Source organism: Streptomyces sp. BRA346 (assembly GCF_052851135.1).
In genome coordinates, this window is record NZ_JAIWIH010000021.1 from 67,220 (window position 1) to 86,777 (window position 19,558).

The 19,558-nt window shown below is 72.6% G+C and carries 8 protein-coding genes and 1 pseudogene; 2 read left to right on the forward strand and 7 right to left on the reverse strand.

Annotation, left to right across the window (positions count from 1 at the left end; translation table 11 throughout):
* Positions 1 to 11 precede the first annotated feature (11 nt).
* Together LCH29_RS23900 and LCH29_RS23905 are read right to left on the reverse strand one after the other, a co-directional pair.
* Complete coding sequence (locus tag LCH29_RS23900) at positions 12 to 515, reverse strand: GNAT family N-acetyltransferase (protein ID WP_446463785.1); 504 nt, start codon at positions 513 to 515, stop codon at positions 12 to 14.
* A gap of 64 nt (positions 516 to 579) precedes the next feature.
* The gene (locus LCH29_RS23905; RefSeq protein ID WP_446463786.1) at positions 580 to 1,143 is read right to left on the reverse strand and encodes a TetR/AcrR family transcriptional regulator; all 564 of its coding nucleotides are present in this window, start codon (positions 1,141 to 1,143) and stop codon (positions 580 to 582) included.
* A 102-nt stretch (positions 1,144 to 1,245) separates the two neighbouring features.
* On the opposite strand from LCH29_RS23905, the gene LCH29_RS23910 reads away from it, so the two are divergent.
* A complete protein-coding gene (locus LCH29_RS23910) occupies positions 1,246 to 2,097 on the forward strand; it encodes an SDR family oxidoreductase (protein WP_446463787.1) in 852 nt (283 codons plus the stop codon).
* On the opposite strand, the pseudogene LCH29_RS23915 reads toward LCH29_RS23910, so the two are convergent.
* The 3 genes and pseudogenes from LCH29_RS23915 to LCH29_RS23925 all read right to left on the reverse strand — a co-directional run.
* A pseudogene (locus tag LCH29_RS23915) lies at positions 2,007 to 3,496 on the reverse strand ((Fe-S)-binding protein); the annotation flags it as partial. The gene LCH29_RS23910 and the pseudogene LCH29_RS23915 sit on opposite strands and share 91 nt — an antisense overlap.
* Before the next feature lie 8 nt (positions 3,497 to 3,504).
* Positions 3,505 to 4,011 (reverse strand): GNAT family N-acetyltransferase, encoded by a 507-nt coding sequence (locus LCH29_RS23920; RefSeq protein ID WP_446463788.1) that lies wholly within the window; start codon positions 4,009 to 4,011, stop codon positions 3,505 to 3,507.
* A complete protein-coding gene (locus tag LCH29_RS23925; RefSeq protein WP_446463789.1) occupies positions 4,008 to 5,585 on the reverse strand; it encodes an amidohydrolase in 1,578 nt (525 codons plus the stop codon). Before LCH29_RS23925 ends, LCH29_RS23920 begins: the two co-directional genes overlap by 4 nt.
* Before the next feature lie 98 nt (positions 5,586 to 5,683).
* Between LCH29_RS23925 and LCH29_RS23930 the strand changes: the two genes are divergently transcribed.
* Complete coding sequence (locus tag LCH29_RS23930) at positions 5,684 to 6,784, forward strand: alpha/beta hydrolase-fold protein (RefSeq protein ID WP_446463908.1); 1,101 nt, start codon at positions 5,684 to 5,686, stop codon at positions 6,782 to 6,784.
* 15 nt (positions 6,785 to 6,799) lie between these two features.
* Here LCH29_RS23930 and LCH29_RS23935 read toward each other — a convergent pair whose 3' ends face one another.
* Positions 6,800 to 8,545 carry an ABC transporter ATP-binding protein gene (locus tag LCH29_RS23935; protein WP_446463790.1) on the reverse strand — a complete coding sequence of 582 codons (1,746 nt, stop codon included), beginning with the start codon at positions 8,543 to 8,545 and terminating at the stop codon, positions 6,800 to 6,802.
* Complete coding sequence (locus LCH29_RS23940; protein WP_446463909.1) at positions 8,532 to 19,487, reverse strand: amino acid adenylation domain-containing protein; 10,956 nt, start codon at positions 19,485 to 19,487, stop codon at positions 8,532 to 8,534. Before LCH29_RS23940 ends, LCH29_RS23935 begins: the two co-directional genes overlap by 14 nt.
* Positions 19,488 to 19,558 lie beyond the last annotated feature (71 nt).

Here is a 19,558-nt window from a genome sequence, read left to right on the forward strand (position 1 = left end):
TCGTCCGGGGCTCACCGCGCGGCGAAGTCGTCCTGGCTCAGCGCGTAGACGGTGCAGGGGCGGTCCAGGACGGTGTCCTCGCGCAGAGGGGTGAATCCCAGGCGGCGGGCCAAGGCGGCGGAAGCGGTGTTGCCGTGGTGGATCATGGCCGTGATCTGCTTGAGGCCGAGCGTGCCGAAGCCCCAGGCGAGGACGGCACGCGCCGCTTCCCCGGCGTAGCCGTTGCCCCAGTGCTCTCGCGCGAAGGTCCACCCGACTTCGGTCTCACCGAACTGCTCCCACCAGTTGAGCCCGGAGCGGCCGATCGCCTCACCGGTACGGGTCAGTTCGACGGCACACAGCCCGTGGCCGCGCTCGGCCCATTGCTGGTGGATGTCGCGGAGACGTGCCACGGCCTGCTCATGGGTGTACGCGCCGACGAACTGGTTCACCTCGTCATCGGCGTGCAGACGCACCCACCAGTCGGCGTCGGCCTCGGTCAGTGGGCGCAGTCGGAGGCGGGGTGTGGTCAGCACGGGCCTTCGGTCCTCCTCCTCGTGGGCACTGCCGTGGTACGGCGACCGGCAGCCTACCGCGCCGTCAACGCGCGGTCAGCGCGTCCATGAGGAGGTCGACGAGCCGACGGGCCTGCTCTGCGGTGCTGTGCTGCACGGAATAGGCGATGCCGCCCATGAGCAGCAGGACGTCATCGGAGGTGACGTCGGTTCGCAGGCTGCCGTCCCGGGCTCCGGCATCGAGGAGGGCGGCGACGGCGTCGGTGAGGAGAGCGCGGCTGTCGGCGTAGGGATCGACTCCGGAGGCGATCACCGCGTTGAGCGCTTCGGACATGCCGCTCTTGGCAGTGGCGTAGTCGACGAAGTGCTCCATCCACATCCTGGTGGCCTCGGCGGCCGGATACCGGGCGAGGAGGTCGGCCGCCTCCTCGCACACGCGGGTGAGCTTGCGCCGGTAGGCGGCGTCGATGAGGGCTTCCCGCGTCGGGAAGTGCCGGTAGAGCGTGCCGACGCCGACGCCCGCCTGCTTGGCGATGGCGGCCGGTGCGGTGTCCAGCCCCTGCTGGGCGAAGACCTGCGCGGCGACCTCCAGCAGACGCTCCCGGTTCTGTAGCGCATCGCTCCTGGTCCGGCGGGGGGTGGCGGGCATGCGCATTCCTTCGGTGCCTGACTGCGATTGCTTTCCGGAATGCGTTCCGTTTAACTGCTTACCGGAACGTATTCCGGTAACATCCTACGCCAGGAGACTCCCATGCCCCTCCCCTCCGACAAGGGCGTACGCCGCTGGTTCATCACCGGAGCCTCCGGCGGCCTGGGCCGCCACCTCACCGAGCACGCCCTCCGGTGCGGCGACCGCGTCACGGCCACGGTCCGCCGCCCCGCGGCCCTCGACGACCTGCGCGCGGCGTACGGCGACCAACTGACCGTCCAGATCCTCGACCTCACCCGCCCGGCCGACGTCGACCACGCGGTCGCCGAGGCCCTCCGGTCCGGGCCGGTGGACATCGTCGTCAACAACGCCGGATATGCGGTCGTGGGCGCCGCCGAGGAGATGACAGCCGAGCAGATCCGCGACCAGATCGAGGTCCTCCTGCTCGCTCCGATGCTGATCACCCGGGCCTTCCTGGCGCCGATGCGCGAGCAGGGCGGAGGCCGCATCATCCAGATCTCCAGCCTGGGCGGCCAGATCGGCACCCCCACTCACAGCTCCTATCACGCGGGCAAGTGGGGCCTGGAGGGCTTCACCGAGAGCGTCAGCCGTGAAGTCTCCGACTTCGACATCCGCCTCACCCTGGTCGAACCCGGCGCCACCCGCACCGGCTTCGCCGCGGCCCTGCGCTACACCACCGAATCTGCCCCCTACCGCGACAACGCCGTGGGCCGGACGCGGCGTTATCTGGAGACCGCCGACGACAGCGTCTTCACCGGCGATCCTGCCAAGCTCGCCGCCGCCGTCTACGACACCACCCGCCACCCGGACCCGCCCCTGCGCCTGACTCTCGGTTCCGACACCTACGAGGCCGTCCACACCGCACTCACCGAACGTCTCGCCACGCTCGAAGCCCAAAAGGATCGTGCGGCCTCCGTCGCCTTCACGCACTGATCCGGTTCGCCGACGGGCGGGAGGGCACGGGCGATGAGCTGGGCGAGGTGGGTGCCGGTGCGGTCGGTGCGCTGGGCGATCTGCGTACGGCAGCTGAATCCGTCGGCGAGGATGTGCGTACCGGGCGCGGCCGCGCGTACGGCGGGCGGCAGGACCTGCTCGCCCGCGGCCACCGATACGTCGTAGTGGCCGCGTTCGAAGCCGAAGTTTCCGGCCAGGCCGCAACAGCCCGACGCCAGGCTGGTGTTGTCGACGCCCATGCGGTGCAGCAGGGTGCTGTCGGCGCCGAAGCCCGAGGTCGCGTGCTGGTGGCAGTGGGTCTGGCTGAGGGAGCGGGCCGGGACGGTCGGGGGCTGCCAGTCGGGTGCGTGGTGGACGAGGAGTTCGGCGAGGGTGACGGTGGCCCGGGCCAGGGCGCGGGCGTCGTCGCCACTGCCATCGCCACCGCCTCCGTCGCCGTCGCCGTCGCCGTGGAGGAGTTCGGGCAGGTCGCTCTTGAGAGCCGCCGTGCAGCTGGGTTCCAGGCCGACGACCGGGACGCCCGCGCGGACCGCGGGGGCGAGAGCGGCGGTGGTGCGCCGGGCGATACGGCGGGCGACGCCGAGCTGCCCGGTGGTGATCCAGGTCAGCCCGCAGCACTGGGTTCCCTCCGGAACCCGGACCCGGAATCCGGCGATCTCCAGCACCGCCACCCCCGCTCGGAGCACATCGGGGGTGAAGTGGTTGTTGAACGAGTCGACCCACAGCACCACCGGGCCCCGGTGCCCGTCGCCTTCCGGTGTGCGGTCGCGGGACCAGGACAGGAAGGTCTGGTCCGCGAAGCGCGGTATCTCCCGTACAGCGGCGATGCGCCCAGCCGTTCGACCAGGGGCGCGAGCCGGGACGACGTCAGCGCGTTGACCAGCCGTGGCGTGCGGGCGGCCGGGCGGGACAGCAGCGGCAGCCAGCCCATGGTGTAGTGCGAGGCGGGCCGGACGCGCCGCTTGTAGTGACGGTGCAGGAACCCCGACTTGTAGGTGGCCATGTCGACGCCGACCGGGCAGTCGCTGCTGCATCCCTTGCAGGACAGACACAGGTCCAGCGCGTCGCGGACCTCGCGGGAGCGCCAGCCGTCGGTGATGACCTCGCCCCGGGTCATCTCGTGCAGCAGCCGTGCGCGGCCCCGGGTGGAGCCCTTCTCGTCCCGGGTGACCCGGTAGCTGGGGCACATGACGCCGCTGCCGGGAGCTGCGGTCCGGCACTTGCCGACGCCGACACAGCGGCGGGTGGCCTTGGCGAAGTCGCCGTCGTCGGCGTGGAAGGGAAGGACCGTCGTCAGCGGGAGTGGCGTGCGGTGCGGGGTGACCCGCAGATTGCCGTCGACGGGCAGCGGCCGCACGATCATGCCGCTGCTGACACCGGCCCCGGTCACAGGCTGCGCGCGAGGATCCGCGCATTGCGCCGGGGATCCAGCGACTCCACCCAGGACGGAGGCGCCAGGCCAACGGCCGTGGGGGCGAATCCGTACCGGAGGAACAGGCCGCCACCACCGGTCGTCGCCGTGAACAGGGCGTCGAGCGACTGGGCGCGCGCCCTGGCCAGCACCGCGCACAGGAGCGCGGCTCCCATGCCACTGCCCTGCCTCCGCCCGGCCACGCAGAAGTTGTACACGACGCCCGCGGCCCCGCGGCCCTCCCCCGGCGCCGCGGAGTGCACGCGCAGGCCCACGCAGCCCTCGACGGTGCCGTCGGGGGCCTGCGTCACGAGGAAGTCGGCCGCGTGGGCGGCGTAGAGCGAGACGGGCCGCTCCCGCAGCGCGCCCGAGCGCACGAAGGGCCGGGACAGCGCGGCGAGTTCGGCGGCGTCCTCCGGACGGGCGGTGCGCACGGGGGCCGTGGGCGCACGCCGTACGACAACCGCCGACGTACCGCTCACGACGCCGACGTCCCGGTGTCGCGGCCGTCGACGTACGTCGCCACCACCTCGATGTCCCCGATGCGCGCGGCGCCGACCCGCCGGGGGTCGTCGCCGAGCACGACCAGGTCGGCGCGCTTGCCCGGGGTGAGGCTTCCCACGCTGTCCTCCAGGTGGCAGGCGAACGCGCCCGCGACGGTGTAGGCGTGCAGGGCCTCGTCGACGGTGATGCCCTCGTCCGGGCCGATCACCTGGCCGGACTCGGAGGCGCGCTCGACCATGAACTGGATGGCCCGCAGCGGAGATCCGTCCGTGACGGGGCGGTCGGAGCTGCCGACGAGGGGAATGCCGTGGTCCAGGAACGCCCTGCCGCGGTAGAGCCAGGGCGCCCGCTCCTCGCCCGTGATCGCCGCGTAGTCGTCGCCGAAGGAGCGCAGGAAGGTGGGCTGGACGACCGCGCTGACGCCGAGTCGCGCGCAGCGCGGGAGCTGGTCGGGGCGGATCAGACCGGCGTGCTCGATGCGGTGGCGGGCGCCGGGGCGCGGGCGCAGGCGCTGGGCCCGCTCCAGGGCGTCCAGGGCGATGTCGGCCGCGCGGTCGCCGATCGCGTGGACGGCGAGCTGCCACCCGGCCAGGTGGCCGTCCACGATGGTGTCCGCGAGGACCTCCGGGTCGTCCTGCACCTCGCCCGCGTGGTCCAGCCCTTCGTACGGGCTGCTGAGCGCGGCGGTCCGGGCCATCATCCCGCCGTCGGTGAAGATCTTCAGCGCGCCGACGGAGAGCCGGTCGTCGCCGAACCCGGTGCGCAGGCCGAGGTCGAGGGCCCGGGGTATGCCGTCGGCTTCGTGCGCCGCGACCGTACGCAGCCGGTCGGCGGACACCATGAGCTGGACGCGCAGCGGCAGCAGGCCCTTTTCGCGGGCGAGTTGATAGGCGCCCAGTTCGACCGGGCTGTGGCCGAAGAGGGTGCCGCCGATGCCCGCCTCGGCGCAGGTGGTGACGCCCTCGGCCAGGCAGGTTAGGGCGGCGCGCCCGATCGCCTCGGCCAGGTCCGCCTGGGAGTGGGGCAGGCGCAGCGCGCGGGCGACCCCCATGGCGCCCTCGGCCAGGAAGCCGTTCTCGTGCGGAAGGCCGGCGGGGAGCAGCTCCAGGACGGCGGAGTTGACGACGCAGCCGTGACCGGAGTCGTGCAGCAGGAACACCTTGCGCCCGTGGCTGACCCGGTCCAGTTCGACGGCGGTCAGGTGGCGGCCCAGGGCCCGCTGGTCGTAACCGGCAATGCTCACCCAGGCGCCGGGCGCGCCCTGCCGGGTGACGGCCTCCTCCACGAGGGCGAGCACCTCGTCGACCCGTGTGCACCCCGCGATGCTCGGGGTGTTCTGCTTGAATCCGGTCCAGGCCAGATGCACGTGGGCATCGATGAACCCGGGCAGTACGGTGGCGCCCTGAAGGTCGATCACCTCGCGGGCGGGGAGGGAGGTCACGGCCTCGTCCAGGCCCACGATCCGCCCCCGCCACACGCCCAGGTCGTGGGCGACGGGATGGTCGGGGTCCATGGTGACGAACCGTGCGTTCGTCAGTCTGGTGCAGAGCATCGGTCAGGGTTCTCCTGATGTGAACGCCAAACCTAGATTAGGCTCGCCTAATTGACAGGAGCTTATCCGTGTCCCTTCCCTCCCACAAGGAGACGTTCATGCGCCTGGGCACGTCCAGCAGGGAGAACGCCTTCGTCGAGTTCGGACTGCCTGGCACCCCCGGCACCGACGCGTTCTGGGCGGCGGCGGAGACACCCGCGTCCTTACCCGCGGACGGCGGCGGCTGGGTGACCCTGTTCCTGTGGCGCGGGTCCCCAGCGGTCCTCGGCTTCGAGAGCTGGTCGGAGCCGGTGCCCCTGCGCCGGTGGGGCGACACCGACTGCTGGTACGCCGAGGTGCGCATGCCCGCGCGGCTGCGGGTGACCTACCAGTTCCTCGTGGACGGCGCGGCGCACGCCGATCCGTTCAATCCGGTCGGCGCCGGGGGCGACCGGTCCATCGCCGCGACCCCGGACGCCCCGGCCCAGCCGCACTGGCCCGCCGTCGGCGACACGGACGTCCTGCCCCTCCCGCGCGCCCGGATCCGCTGGAGCAGCGAACGGCTCGGCGGGCGGCGCACCGTGCGCGTCCACCCGGTGGGCGGCGGCGGGCCCGTGGTCCTGCTGCTCGACGGGGACGACTGGCTGTATCTGCACCCGGCCATGACGGCGTTCGACGCGGCCCACGCCGGTGGCGAGATGCCCGCCGTCACGCTCGTGTTCCTCCCGGCCACGGACCGGGAGGCCGAGTTCGCGTGCCGGCCCGAGCTGTGGGAGGCGATCCGGGACGAGCTGCTGCCGCTGGTGGCGGAGTCCGGCGTGCCCGCCGACCCGGACCGGCTGGTGGTCGCCGGGCAGAGCCTGGGCGGGCTGAGCGCGGTGTACGCGGCGCTGGAGTTCCCGGACCTGGTGTCCCGTATCGCCTGCCAGTCGGGGTCGTTCTGGTGGACGCCCGGCGCCGCGGACCTGCCGGACCCCCTGGGCGGCCCGGTCGGCGGCGCCCTCGCCGCACGCCTGCGGGAGCGCCCCGACCTGTCCGGTCTGCGCGTCGCGTTCGACGTGGGGGAACACGAGACCGCGATGCTCCCCCACTGCGAGCTGACCGAAACCCTGGCCGAACGCAGCGGCGCGACCGTACGGGTCTCGCGGTCGGCGTCCGGCCACGACCGGGCGGGCTGGCGGCAGGCCCTGCTCAGAGATGTCGCCTGGGCGCTGGGCTAGGCGGTCACCTTGGGGTCATCTCGCCACCGCCGCGCAGTAGCCCTCGTCGGTGGCGAGGAGGCGGCGATGGGTGTCCTCGGCGGTGATGACGCCGTCGTCCAGCACGAGGACCCGGTCGGCGGCGTCCAGGAGGGCCGGGCTGCTGGTGATCACGACGGTGGTGCGGCCCCGGCGCAGCTTCGCCACGTTGCGCGCGATGAGCTGCTCGGTGACCGCGTCGACGGCTGTCGTCGGGTCGTGCAGGACGAGGACGTCGGTGTCGGCCGCCAAGGCCCGTGCCAGGGACAGCCGTTGGCGCTGGCCGCCGGAGAGGTTCGCGCCGCGGTCGCGGACGCCGTAGTCGAGCCCTTCGCGGTGGAGGGCGACGACGTCGGTCAGCATGGACGCCTCGACGGCCTCGGGCACCATCCGGCTGGTGCCCGACGGGTCGATGTTCGTCCGGAGGGTGCCCGCGAAGATCTCCCCGTCGTACGGGTTCACCAGCATGTACCTGCGGACCTCCTCGATCGACAGATCCGCCAGCTCCTCCCCGCCGACCCGCACCACTCCCTCGTACGCGCCGGGCGGGACGTTCACGGCCAGCACCGACGCCAGGTCGGCCGCCGCGCGCGGCTGGTAGGCGGCGATGGCCACGAACTCGCCCGCGGCCACCGTGAACTTCAGCCTGCGCAGGGTGCCGTACCGGACGCAGTCGACGTCGAGGTCCCCGCCCGCGGCCGGGTGTCCCGGCCCGGGGGCCGTCACCGGCGGCGCGGCCAGCACCAGCGCCATCCGCTCGGCCGAGGCCCGCGCCATCATCACGTACTTCGGCATCTCCGAGAACAGCTTGAGGGGCTCCATGATGAACTGCGCCAGCCCCACGGCCATGACGAGTTCCCCGATGTTGATCCGCCCGCTCCACGCCAGCGAACCCGCCGTGAGGGTCACGGCGGCGGCGAGGACCGCGTTGAGGGCCAGCGCGGTGCCCGCGTACACGCCGTTCACCTTGGCGACCGTGATGGCCTGGTGCTTCGCCTCCGTGCTGACCTTGCGGTAGGAGCGGAACGCCGCGTGGTTGCCGCCGAAGCCGTGCAGCGGGCGCAGGCCGGTGATCAGGTCGGCGACCTTCGCGCCCGCCCGCGCCACCCGGGCCTGCTGTTCGCGGGTACTGGAGCCGATCCGCTTGGACAGCACGCTCAGGACCGACAGGATCGCGACGGTTCCCACGATCACCAGCAGGCCGAGCCGGACGTCGGCCAGGCCCAGCGCGACCGCCGCGACGAGCACCGCGACCAGCGAGCTGATCAGCAGCGGCACCACCTCGATGATGTCGGCGGTCTGATCGGCGTCCTCGGTGGCGATGGTCAGCACCTCGCCGGACTTGAGGTCCATGTCCCTGGCCACCGGCTGGAGGCCGCGGCCCGCGACCTTCACCCGCCAGCGGTGTGCCTCGGTGGTGTTGGCCTTCTGGAGGATGCGCATCCCGAACCGCCACGACAGCGACACCGTCGTGATGATCACCGCCAGCGCGGCGATCGACAGGCCGAGCGCGCCGAGGTTCCGGTCCCGCATCGTGTGTTCCACGATCAGGCCGAGCGCGATGGGGAAGGCGGTCTCACCGGCCTGGTACAGGCCCATGAGGACGGTGCCCCCGGCCATGGCGCCGATGTTGCGGCGCAGGGCGGTCCGGAGGATGTCGGACCCCGGCCGGGGCCGCCGCGTGGGCTGCGTGGGCTGCGTGGGCTGCGCGTGCTGCGCGTGCTGCGCGTCAGGAGTGGTCATCGAGATGGCGGGCCATCGCTTCCGGGGTTCGCAGGGTGAACAGGTCTCGGATCGTGATCACGGGGCCGTACTCCCGGCGGAGCAGCCCGATCAGCCGCACCGCCAGCATGGAGTGCCCTCCCAGGGACACGAAGTCGCTCACCGCGCTCACCTCGTCGTCGTCCAGGTCCAGTGCCTCGGCGAAGAACTCGCACACCACGGTCTCGGTCTCCGTCGCCGGTGGCCGCTCCCCCGCCGTGGTCAGCGCGCCCAGCGGCTTGGCCTCCGGCAGTGCCTTGGTGTCGGCCTTCCCGTTGACCGTCAGCGGGATGCTGTCGACCCGGGCGTAGTGCGTCGGGCGCAGGAAGTCCGGCAGCCCGGTGCCCACCTCGGAGGCGACCGCGGCCAGCTCCGCACCCTCCAGCACCAGATAGGCGGCCAGCCGGTACGCGCCGTCGACCTGCGGGTCGGGCTGGGCGACCGCGGCGACGAACCGCACCGCCGGATGCGCCGCGAAGGCGGCCTCGACCTCGCCCAGTTCGACCCGGTGCCCGCGGATCTTGACCTGCTGGTCGGTGCGGCCCAGGTACATCAGGTTGCCGTCGGGCCGCCGGACCACCAGGTCCCCGGTGCGGTACATGCGCTCGCCGGGCCCGCCGAACGGGCAGGCCACGAAGCGGTGGGCGGTCTGGGCGGGCTGACCGAGATAGCCGCGCGCGATGCCGATGCCCGCCACGTACAGCTCGCCGGGGACTCCGTCCGGGAGCGGCCGCAGCCATGGGTCCAGCACGTAGACATCGGTGTTGTCGATGGCCACGCCCACCACCGGGTCCTCGCATTCGAAAGTGCCGACGCCGAGGGTGTTGATGGTGTACTCGGTGGGTCCGTACAGGTTGTAGCCGACCGTCCCCCCGGTCCCGGCGAGCCGCTGCCACAGCGTCGGGGTGACGGCCTCGCCGCCCAGCAGCACCAGCGGCGGACGCCGATCCGGATCGTCCAACAGGCCCACGGCGACGAGCTGTTGGGCGTAGGTCGGGGTCACGTTGATCACGTCGATGCCGTGCTCCAGGCAGTACTCGACCAGCCGGGGCGCGTCACGGCGCAACTCCTCGTCGCAGATGTGCACCTCGTGGCCGTCGGCGAGCCACAGCAGCTCCTCCCACGACATGTCGAACGCGAACGACACGGTGTGCGCGATCCGGAAGACCCGGTGGCCGTGCTCGGCCAGCACCGGTTCGAAGATCCGGCGCTGGTGGTTGATCAGCATGTTGGTGAGCCCGGCGTACTCGGTCACCACGCCCTTGGGCTTCCCGGTCGATCCGGAGGTGTAGATCGTGTACGCGGGGTGCCGCAGCCGGTCCGGGTCGTCCGGCGCGAACGTCACGTACGGCTCGGCCTCGGGCAGCGGACGGTCCAGCTCGATCAGCTCGCCCGTCAGCCGGGGTGACACGGCGCTCACCGTGAGGATCACCTCGGGGCGGGCGTCCGCGACGATCGTGGCGATCCGCTCGTCCGGGTGGTCCAGCTCCAGCGGCACGTACGCGGCGCCGACGCGCAGCACGGCGAACAGCGCCACGATGGAGTCGAGGGAGCGCGGGATCGCGAGACCCACGGTCGCCTCGGGGCCGATGCCGCGCCGCGCGAGCACACCGGCCACGGCGCGGCTGCGGTCGCGCAGCTCGGCGAAGGTCATGGTCGAGCCGTGGGCGACGAGCGCCACCCGCCGCGGGGCGCGGTCCGCCGCCTGGTCGAACCGGTCGACCACGGTGTCCGTGCCGATGTCCGTCCGCTCCCCCCGCGCGGGCTCCGGGCCCAGGCCGCGCAGCGCGCCGACCGGCCCGGTGGCGCGGGCCAGGTCTTCGAGTACGCGCAGATAGTCGCCGAGGAGACGACGGGCGTTCGCGGTGTCCTCGTCGCGGTACTCCAGCTTGACCGTGAGCCGGTCGCCGGGGGTGACGACCCAGGTGAACGGGTAGTGGGTGGAGTCGTCGGCCTTCACCGAGGTGATGCCGTGCCGGGCGTTCATCTCGGCGAACGCGTCCATGTCCAGGAAGTTCTGGAGCACGAACAGGTTGTCGAACAGGGTGTCGTGCCCGCTGGCCCGCTGGATCTCGCCGAGCCCCAGGTGCTCGTGCTCCATCGCCTCGACCCTGGCCGCTTGGACGGCGGACAGATACGCGCCGACCGTGTCGTCCGGCCGGGCCCGCGTCCACATCGGCACGGTGTTGAGCAGCACGCCGACGATGGCGTCCAGGCCCTCGCCCTCCCGGCCGGAGACGGTCACGCCGAACACGGCGTCGCTGCGGCCCGTATGGGCGCCCAGCAGGAGGCCGAAGGCGCCGGTCAGCACCGAGTTCAGCGTGACGCCGTGGGCCCTGGCCGCGTCCCGCAGCAGCTCCGACAGCTCGGCGGACAGCGTGTGCACGAGCGTGGCCGGGAGGTCGTCGGTGAGGGACGGCGCAGGTCCGGCGAGCAGCGTCGGACCGGGGAGCCCGGCCAGGTGCTCCATCCAGAAGCGCTCCGACACGGCGGAGTCCCTGGCGTCGAGCGCCCGGGCATGGTCCTCGAAGCTCGGCGTGGCCGGAGTCGGAACCGGCAACTCGCCCGCGAGGACGGCTTGATAGGCGTCGAACATCTCCCGCAGCACGATCTCGCGGGACCAGCCGTCCCACAGCAGCAGGTGGTAGCTGAGCAGCAGCCCGTCGCGGTCGTCGGGCAGCCGCACCACGGTCAGCCGGATCAGCGGCGGCTCCCCCGGATCGAATCCGGTGTCGCGGTCCCGGGCACGCAGGGCGTCGACTTCGGCGTCCGCGGCGAGGACGACCGTACGGACATCGACCCGCCGCCCGGCCCCCAGGACCTGGACCGGGTTTCCGTCGTCGTCGGTGGCGAATCCGGCACCCACGACCGGATACCGCGCGATGACGTACGCCATCGCCTCGGCCAGCGCGTCGGTGTCCAGGCGCCGGTCGAAGGTGAACCAGCTCTGCGCGACATAGTGTCCGGCCGGGCCCGCCATCTGCGCCTGGAAGAACAGGCCCCGCTGGAGCGGGGTGACCGGTGCGGTGCGCTCGGCCGTCACGGAGGCGTCCGCGAGGTGTTCCAGCGCGCTCCGCCAGTGCGCGGCGATCTCGTCCGGGATGCCCTCGGCGAGGGTGAAGTCCGCGTGCAGGCTTCCGGTGGCCGCGTCGGTCCAGGCGTTGACCTCGACGGCGTACGGGCTGCCCCGGTCACCGCCGGTGATGCGCGGCGCCTGGGACTCGCCGCCCCGGCCGAGGTAGTTGAACAGCACCTGCGGGCGGGCGTTCAGCAGCGGGGCCGTCTGCGGGTTGAGGTATCTGAGCTGCCCGTAGGCGAGGTGTCCGCGCTCGTCCGGCTGGCGTTCGGCCACCTCGTACGCCGCCGCGACGGGGTCGGTGTGCGCGCTGAGCCGTACGGGCGCGATGGAGGTGAACCAGCCGACGGTGCGGGTGTAGTCGTGGTGTTCCAGCACCGGGACCCGGCCGTGCCGCTCCAGCTCGATGGCGAGGTCGGTGGGCGACGGCTGGATGCGGGTCAGCGCGGTGCGCAGGGCGCCGCACAGCAGCTCGGTGAGACCGACGCCGAGGGCCGCGGGCGCGGTGCGCGTCACGCGGTCGCTCACGTCGGGCGCGAGCACGACAGTGGTCTCGCGCAACTCACCGGTAGTCGGGAGCAGTTGGGGCGCGGCGAGCGTGGTGACCCACGCCCCGAGGCCGTCGATCGCCTGGGCGGACCGGAGGGTCAGCGCTTCGGCGTACTCGGCGTACGACGTGGTCGGCGGGGCCAGAGGTGCCCCGCGCAGGGCGGTGGCCAGGTCGTCCAGCAGGATCAGCCAGGACACCGCGTCGACGGCGAGGTGGTGCGCGGTGACCACCAGGGTCCGGCTCGCCTCCCGCCACGAGAACGCGACCACGTTCCCGGACTCGGGGTCGAGCCGTCCGGCGGCCTCGTTCGCCACTTCCGTCGCGTCGGTGGTGTCCGTCGTCACGACGGTGACCTCGCGGGCGGGCTCGGTACGCAGGGCCCACACCCCGTGCTCGACGCGCAGCCGCAGCCGGAGTGCCGGGTGCGCTGCCACGACGGCGTTCGCGGCGCGCTCGACGTCGGCGAGCCCGGTGCCCTCGGGCGCCACCAGCGTTCTGGCCTGGGCGAACCGGGCGAGTGATCCGCCCAGTGCCCGCTGGCGCAGGATGATCGGCGTCGGCGGGAGCGGGCCGTCCGCGCGGCGGACGGAGGCGGGAGCTTCGGCCTTCGGCGCGTGCGTTCCCAGGCGCTCGGCGAGCGCGCGCGGCGTCCTGTACAGGAACACGTCCCGTGGCACGATCGGCAGGCCGAGCGCCCTGGCCCGGTTGATCACGGTGATGGCGACGATGCTGTCGCCTCCGGCGCGGAAGAAGTCGGTGTCGGCGTCCACGGCGGAACCGGGCAGGCTTTCGGCGAAGATGTCGACGAGCACGGGCAGTGCGGCCACAGCAGCGTCTTCGTCCGCGCGTGCGTCGTGGCTGGTCGCGCCCCGCGGCGGAGCCGCACTCGGATACAGCCCCACGCCCCTTCGGGCGCGCTCGATCAGGGCCTTGCGGTCCAGCTTGCCGTTGACCGTGAGCGGCAGGGCGTCGACGGGCAGCACCCGGCCCGGCACCATGTGCACGGGCAGCTTCGTGGACAGCGACGCGACGACGTCATCCGGCACCCGGCCCACGACGTGTGCGACCAGGTGGTCACCGCCGTCCGCCACGGTGACGGCCACGTCGACCACGCCGTCGAGTGCCCTGACCGCCGACTCCACCTCGCCCAACTCGATGCGGAAACCCTTGAGTTGGACCTGATCGTCGGCGCGTCCGGTGAACTCCAGCTCGCCGTCGAGGGTGCGGACGGCGAGGTCGCCCGTGTGGTACATGCGGGAGCCGCCGCCCGCGAACGGGTCGGCCACGAACCGGCCCGCGGTGAGCCCCGGCCTGCCCAGGTAGCCGAGCGACACCTGATCACCGGCGACGTAGATGACGCCCACCCGGCCCGGCGGCACCGGCCGGAGCCGGTCGTCCAGCAGATAGGTGACCAGGCCCGGAATCGGACCGCCGATCGGGCTGACGTCGTCACCGGCTCGGAAGTCCTCGTCGGTCAGCACCCGGTGGGTGACATGGACGGTGGTCTCGGTGATGCCGTACATGTTGACCAGCTCGGGCGATCCGGTGCCGTGCCGCTCGACCCAGCCGCGCAGCCGCCCGAGGTCCAGTGCCTCGCCGCCGAAGATGATCCGGCGCAGTGCGGGCAACGGCTCGTCGGCATGCCGGTCGGCCTCGATGAACTGGTAGAACGCCGACGGGGTCTGGTTGAGCACGGTCACCCCGCGCTCGCGGACCAGCCGGTGGAAGTCGACCGGCGAGCGGGTCAGCCCGTACTCCGGCACCAGCAGCTCACCGCCATGGGACAGCGCGCCCCACAGCTCCCAGACCGCGAAGTCGAAGGAGAAGGAGTGGAACTGGACCCATACGTCGTGCGGGCCGAAGTCCATGTCGGCCCGGGTGTTCGCGAGCAGCGACACCACGCTGGAGTGCGGGACGACGACGCCCTTAGGTTGGCCGGTCGATCCGGAGGTGTAGATCACGTACGCGGGGTCGTGCCACCCGGGCCCGGGACCGGGCTCGGTGGAGGCCCGCGGCAGCTCGTCTCCCTGCACCAGCACCCGGGCCCGCACACCGGCCCGGGTCAGCAGCCGCGTGAAGCGGTCGCGCTGCTCGCGGTCCACCAGGACGACCTGCGGGGCGGCGTCGGCGAGGAGGTACTCCAGCCGGTCGTCCGGGTACGCCAGGTCCAGCGGTACGTACGCGCCGCCCGCGCTGACGATCGCGACCAGGGCGACGACCTGCTCGACGGAGCGCTGGACGGCCACGACGACCCGCCGGCCCGGCCCGACCCCGGCCGCGCGGAGGGCCGAGGCCAGCTCGTTCTTCGCGTCCGCCAGTTCGCCATAGGTGAGTGACCGGGTGCCGCCGTCGAGGTCGCACCGGGTGACGGCGGTGGCGGCCGGGTCGCGGCGCGCGGCGGCGTCGAACAGCGCGCCCAGGGTCGTCGGGGCGACCCGCGCCGCGGGACGCCGGGCGTCGCCCTCCGGGACCAGGGCGTCGACCGGGGCGTCCGGCCGGGTGAGCAGGCCGGTGAGGGCCTGGGTGAACGTGCGCAGGATCGCCCGGGCGGTCGCCTCCCGCAGCAGGGCGCCGTCGTAGATCAGGTTGAAGCGCGGACGGCCGTCGAGCGCGCGCTCGACCACCAGCGTCAACGGGTAGTGCGGGGCACCCTCGTTGACGATGTCGGCGATGACCAGCGTGTCGTCGGGCCGCCGCAGCGCGTCCACATCGGTCGCCACGTCGAACACCACCAGGGTGTCGAACAGCGTGCCCGCACCGGCCTGACGGCCGATCCTCGCCAGTGAGACATGCTGGTGCGGCAGCACCGCGCTCTGGTGTTCCCGCACGGCGGTGAGCAGCTCGCGGGCCGTGGTGGCGTCGGTCCACCGGGCGCGCACGGGGATCGTGTTGATGAACAGACCCACCATGTCCTCGATGCCGGGCACCTCCGCGTCCCGCCCGGACACCGTGGAACCGAACACCACGTCCCGACCGTGCAGGATGCCGCCCAGCGTCACCGCCCAGGCGCTGTGCACGGCCACGCTCAGCGGCACACCGGCCGCGCGGACCGCCGCGTCGATGTCGTCCCCCGGCACCACGGCGGTGTCGGCGAACCGGTCGGACGGGATGTGCCCCTCGGCGATCAGCGAGGGCCCGGGCAGCTCGGCGAGCTGATCGCGCCACACCCGGTCGCTCTCGTCGTCGTCGCGTTCGGCGAGGTGGCGTACGTAGTCGGGGAAGCCGCCACGCGGGTACCCGGTCCCCGGCGCGTGGTACTCGGCCAGCAGCGCACGGAGCATGGGCGGCACCGACCAGCCGTCGGCGATGATGTGGTGCACGGTCTGCACCAGGATGTTCCGGCCGGAGCCCCCGCGAATGAGCGTGTAGCGCATCAGTGGCCCGGTGGCCAGGTCGAACCCGGCGCGGCGGTCCCGCTCGGCCAGGGCGCGGATCTCGTCGTCGGTGATCCCGGGGCGGTCCAGCGTGGTGAAGGGCGCCTCCGCACCGCTCTCCAGCACGGAGACCACGCGGCCGTCGGCGAGGGCCGTGAACCGCGCGGCCAGGTTCGGGTACAGCGTGAGCAGCCGGGTGGCCGCCGCCGCGAGCCGGTCCGCGTCCACCTCGCCGTCCAGCGTCAGCAGCTGCTGCTCGACGTACGCGCCCGCCGAGTCGTCGAAGACCGAGTGGAAGTACAGACCCTCCTGCAACGGGGTCAGCGGCAGGATGTCGCGCAGCGCCGGGCCGTCGAGGGCGTCGACGTCGGCCTGGGTCAGCGCCACCGCGCCGAAGTCGCTGGGAGAGTGGCCGCCCCGGTCGAGCGCGGCCAGCCCGGCCAGGGCCTCCTGGAAGTACGCGCCGAGGGTCGCGATGTCCTCGTCGGTGAACATCCCGTCGGGCCAGGAGATGGCGGTGGTCAGTTCGTAGGCACCGGTCGCGGCGGGTTCGGTGATCGCGTTGAACTCCAGGGCGCGGGGCAGCCGCATCCTCGGGTCGCGCTTCTCGCCCAATTGCCCGGTGGTACTGGCGAGTTGCCAGTCACCGGAGGCGCCCGCGTCGAACCGGCCCAGGTAGTTGAAGAGCACCTGCGGGGCGGGCGCGTCGAACTCGGTGCCGTGCAGATAGCGCAGGGCGCCGTAGGACACGCCGTTGCCCGGCACGCGGGCGAGGTCTTCCTTGACCGCCTTCAGCGCGGAGGCCAGGTACGCGGGCGCCGTGAAGTCGGCTGCCGCGCCGGGGTCCACGGTCACCGGGAACAGGGTGGTGAACCAGCCCACGGTCCGCGACAGCTCCGGTTCGAATCCGGCGGCGTCCGCCACGAAGCGTCCTTCGCGGCCGTGGCCCTCCAGTTCGATGTGCGCGAACGTCTGGTCCTGTCCGAGGTCGCGGCGCCACCGGGCGAGGGTGACGGCGAGCGCGGTCAGCAGCACGTCGTTGACGCCCGCGTGGAACTTCGCGGGGATCTCGCCCAGCAGCGCGGCCGTGGCCTCGGGGCCGACCGAGACGGTCCGCACCCGCTCCCCCGCCACGGTGTCGGCCCCGGACAGCGCGCGCCTGCCCACCGGCCCGTCCGCGCCTGGCAGAGGACGCTGGTAGTAGGCGCGGTCCGCGTCGAACGCGGCCTGCTCCAGCACCTGCGTCCAGCGCCGGAACGACGTGCCCACCCCGGGCAGCTCGATCGGCGCGCCCGAGGCGAACTGCCGCCACCCGGTGGCCAGGTCGTCCATGAGGACGCGCCAGGACACGCCGTCGATCACCACGTGGTGGACGACCACGACCAGCTGCCGTGGCTCACGTCGCCAGACGGCACGCAGCATCACGCCGCCCGCCGGGTCCAGCCCGTCGGTGGCGAGCGCGACACATGCGTCGAGTGGCCGGTCGCTCTCCTGCCACAAAGCCTGCCGTGACGCGGCGGCCCGACCCGCCTCCGGGATGTCGAAACTCCAGCGGTCGCCGCGCACCAGCCTGGCGCGCAGCATGTCGTGCCGCCCGACCACGGCCGCGAGGATCGCGTCGAGGGCGTCGGCGGTCAGGTCCGCGGGGGTGTTCAGCACGACCGACTGCACGAAGCCACGAATCGCGTCCGTGGTCTCGCCGAGCCACTGCACGATGGGCGACCCCACCACGGCACCGGTCGCGACATCGCCGTCGTCCACGGTGGCGGAGTCCTCGTCGAGCGCCACCGCCGCCAGTGCCCCCACGGTGCTGTGGGTGAAGATGTGCCGTGCCGTGAGGTGAAGCCCTGCGTCGCGCACCGCGCTCAACAGCGAGATGGCCAGCAGGCTGTCGCCGCCGAGCTGGAAGAAGTCCTGGTCGACGCCGACCTCGTCCAGCCGCAGCACCTTGGCGACCGCCGCGCACAGCATGCGCTCGTTCTCGGTGGTGGGCGGGACGAGCGCGCCCCGCCCAATCGCGGGCTCCGGCAGCGCGCGGCGGTCGAGCTTGCCGTTCGCGGTGAGCGGGAACTCCTTCATGACGACGACGTGGGCGGGCACCATGTACTCCACCATGTGCTCGGCGGCCCACGCCCTGACCTCGTCCGCGCGCAGCTCCTCGCTCCCGGCGATCGGGATCACGTACCCCACCAGATAGGTGCCACCCGCCGCGTTCTTCTTCGCGACGATGCAGGTGTGCCGTACCCCGGGGTGCTCGGCGAGACCGACCTCGACGTCCTCGATCTCCAGCCGCATGCCGCGGATCTTGATCTGGTTGTCGGCCCGGCCGAGGAAGTCCAGCGATCCGTCCGGGGCGAACCGCGCGAGGTCACCGGTCCGGTACAGCCGGGACCCGTCCGTCGCGAAGGGGTTGGCCACGAACCGGGACGCCGTCAGGCCGGGTGCGCCGATGTACCCGCGCCCCAGCAGGAACCCTCCCACGTACAGTTCGCCGCCGACCCCGACCGGGACCGGGCGCAGTTCGTCGTCCAGCACGTACAGCTGGGTGTTGGGGTTGGCCTTGCCGATCGATGTCGACAGGCGTTCCGCGGCGCCCCGGTAGATGACGTGGGAGACGCCGATCGTCGTCTCGGCCGGGCCGTAGCCGTGGTACAGCAGGATGTCGAGCCGGGTGCGGAACCGCTCGTACAGCTCCGGGGTGAGCACCTCGCCGCCGCACCACACGTGCCGCAGGCTGTCCAGGCGTCCGGAGTCGCCCGCCATCTCCAGCAGGACGTCCAACATGGACGACACCAGGTAGGTGAAGGTGACGCGCTGCTCGGCGATCACGCTCAGCAGATGGTGCGGGTCGCGTTCGCCGCCGGGGCGCAGGACCACCAGCCGGCCGCCGGACACCAGCGGCAGGAAGATCTCGTTGATGGAGATGTCGAAGGACAGCGGCGCCTTGAACAGCGAGGCGTCGTCGTGGCCGAAGCCCAGGATCTCGTTGACCTGCCACAGCAGGCGCTCGCTGATCGCCTCGTGCCGGATCATCGCGCCCTTGGGGCGCCCGGTCGAACCGGACGTGAAGATCACGTAGGCCAGGCGGCTGCCGTCGACGGTGACCCCGGTGCCCTCCGCGGGGGAGGAACCGTAGCGCCAGTCGCCGAGGTCGACGGCCACGGCTTCCGGTTCACCCGGGGCGTGTTCGCCCGAGTCGTTGAGCTGCATCACGACCCCGGCATCGTCGATGACGACGGCGCGGCGCGCGGCGGGCCACTGCGGATCGAGCGGTACGAACGCGCCCCCGGCCTGGAGGACGCCGAGCAGCCCGATCACCATGTCGGCGGAGCGGCCCAGGGAGATGCCGACGACCTGTTCGGGGCGGAGTCCGCGGTCGAGCAGACGGTGCGCAAGACCGCCCGCCAGCCCGGCCGCCTCACGGTAGGTCAGCGAGCGGTGCTCGTCGACGATGGCGATGGCGTCCGGCCTGGTCCGCGCCTGCTCGTGGAACATCTCCACGATGGTCGGGCGGACGCGGTCGGCGTGGTTGTCGTTCCACTCGGCCAGGGTGTCGAGCCTCGCCGCGACGCTGGACGGGCCGATGGTGCCGAGGGGCCGGTCCGGGAAGTCGGCCAGGTCGTCCAGCGCGAGCTGTGCGTCGGCCAGTACGACGCCCTCCGGGAGGGTGATGCTCCGGCCGTCCGCGCCGACCTCCCATTCGCCGGGCGTGGCACCGCCGTTGTCGACCCATCCGAGGACGTCGGCGAACAGGGTGGCGGGGGTGAGGTCGATGCCGTCGGGGCTGCGGCCCGTCGCCCAGTACGACAGCCCGATGGCGCACGCCGCGGCGATGGTCCGGTCGGAGAAGTCGCCGGTCCGGCGGCGTACGTCGGCAACGCGCGTGGGAGAAAGCCGTACGCGACGACTGCTCGGTTCCCTCATCGAAGACTCGGCCATCGAAGACTCAGCGTTCCTTCCGCGTCATGAAAACCTCATCTGAATCCGGAGGGGGA

Coding starts and splice junctions, on each gene's coding strand:
- LCH29_RS23940 (WP_446463909.1), bottom strand. CDS start 19,487: ATGAGGGAACCGAGCAGTCGTCGCGTACGGCTTTCTCCCACGCGCGTT.
- LCH29_RS23930 (WP_446463908.1), top strand. CDS start 5,684: ATGCGCCTGGGCACGTCCAGCAGGGAGAACGCCTTCGTCGAGTTCGGA.
- LCH29_RS23905 (WP_446463786.1), bottom strand. CDS start 1,143: ATGCCCGCCACCCCCCGCCGGACCAGGAGCGATGCGCTACAGAACCGG.
- LCH29_RS23935 (WP_446463790.1), bottom strand. CDS start 8,545: ATGACCACTCCTGACGCGCAGCACGCGCAGCACGCGCAGCCCACGCAG.
- LCH29_RS23925 (WP_446463789.1), bottom strand. CDS start 5,585: ATGCTCTGCACCAGACTGACGAACGCACGGTTCGTCACCATGGACCCC.
- LCH29_RS23910 (WP_446463787.1), top strand. CDS start 1,246: ATGCCCCTCCCCTCCGACAAGGGCGTACGCCGCTGGTTCATCACCGGA.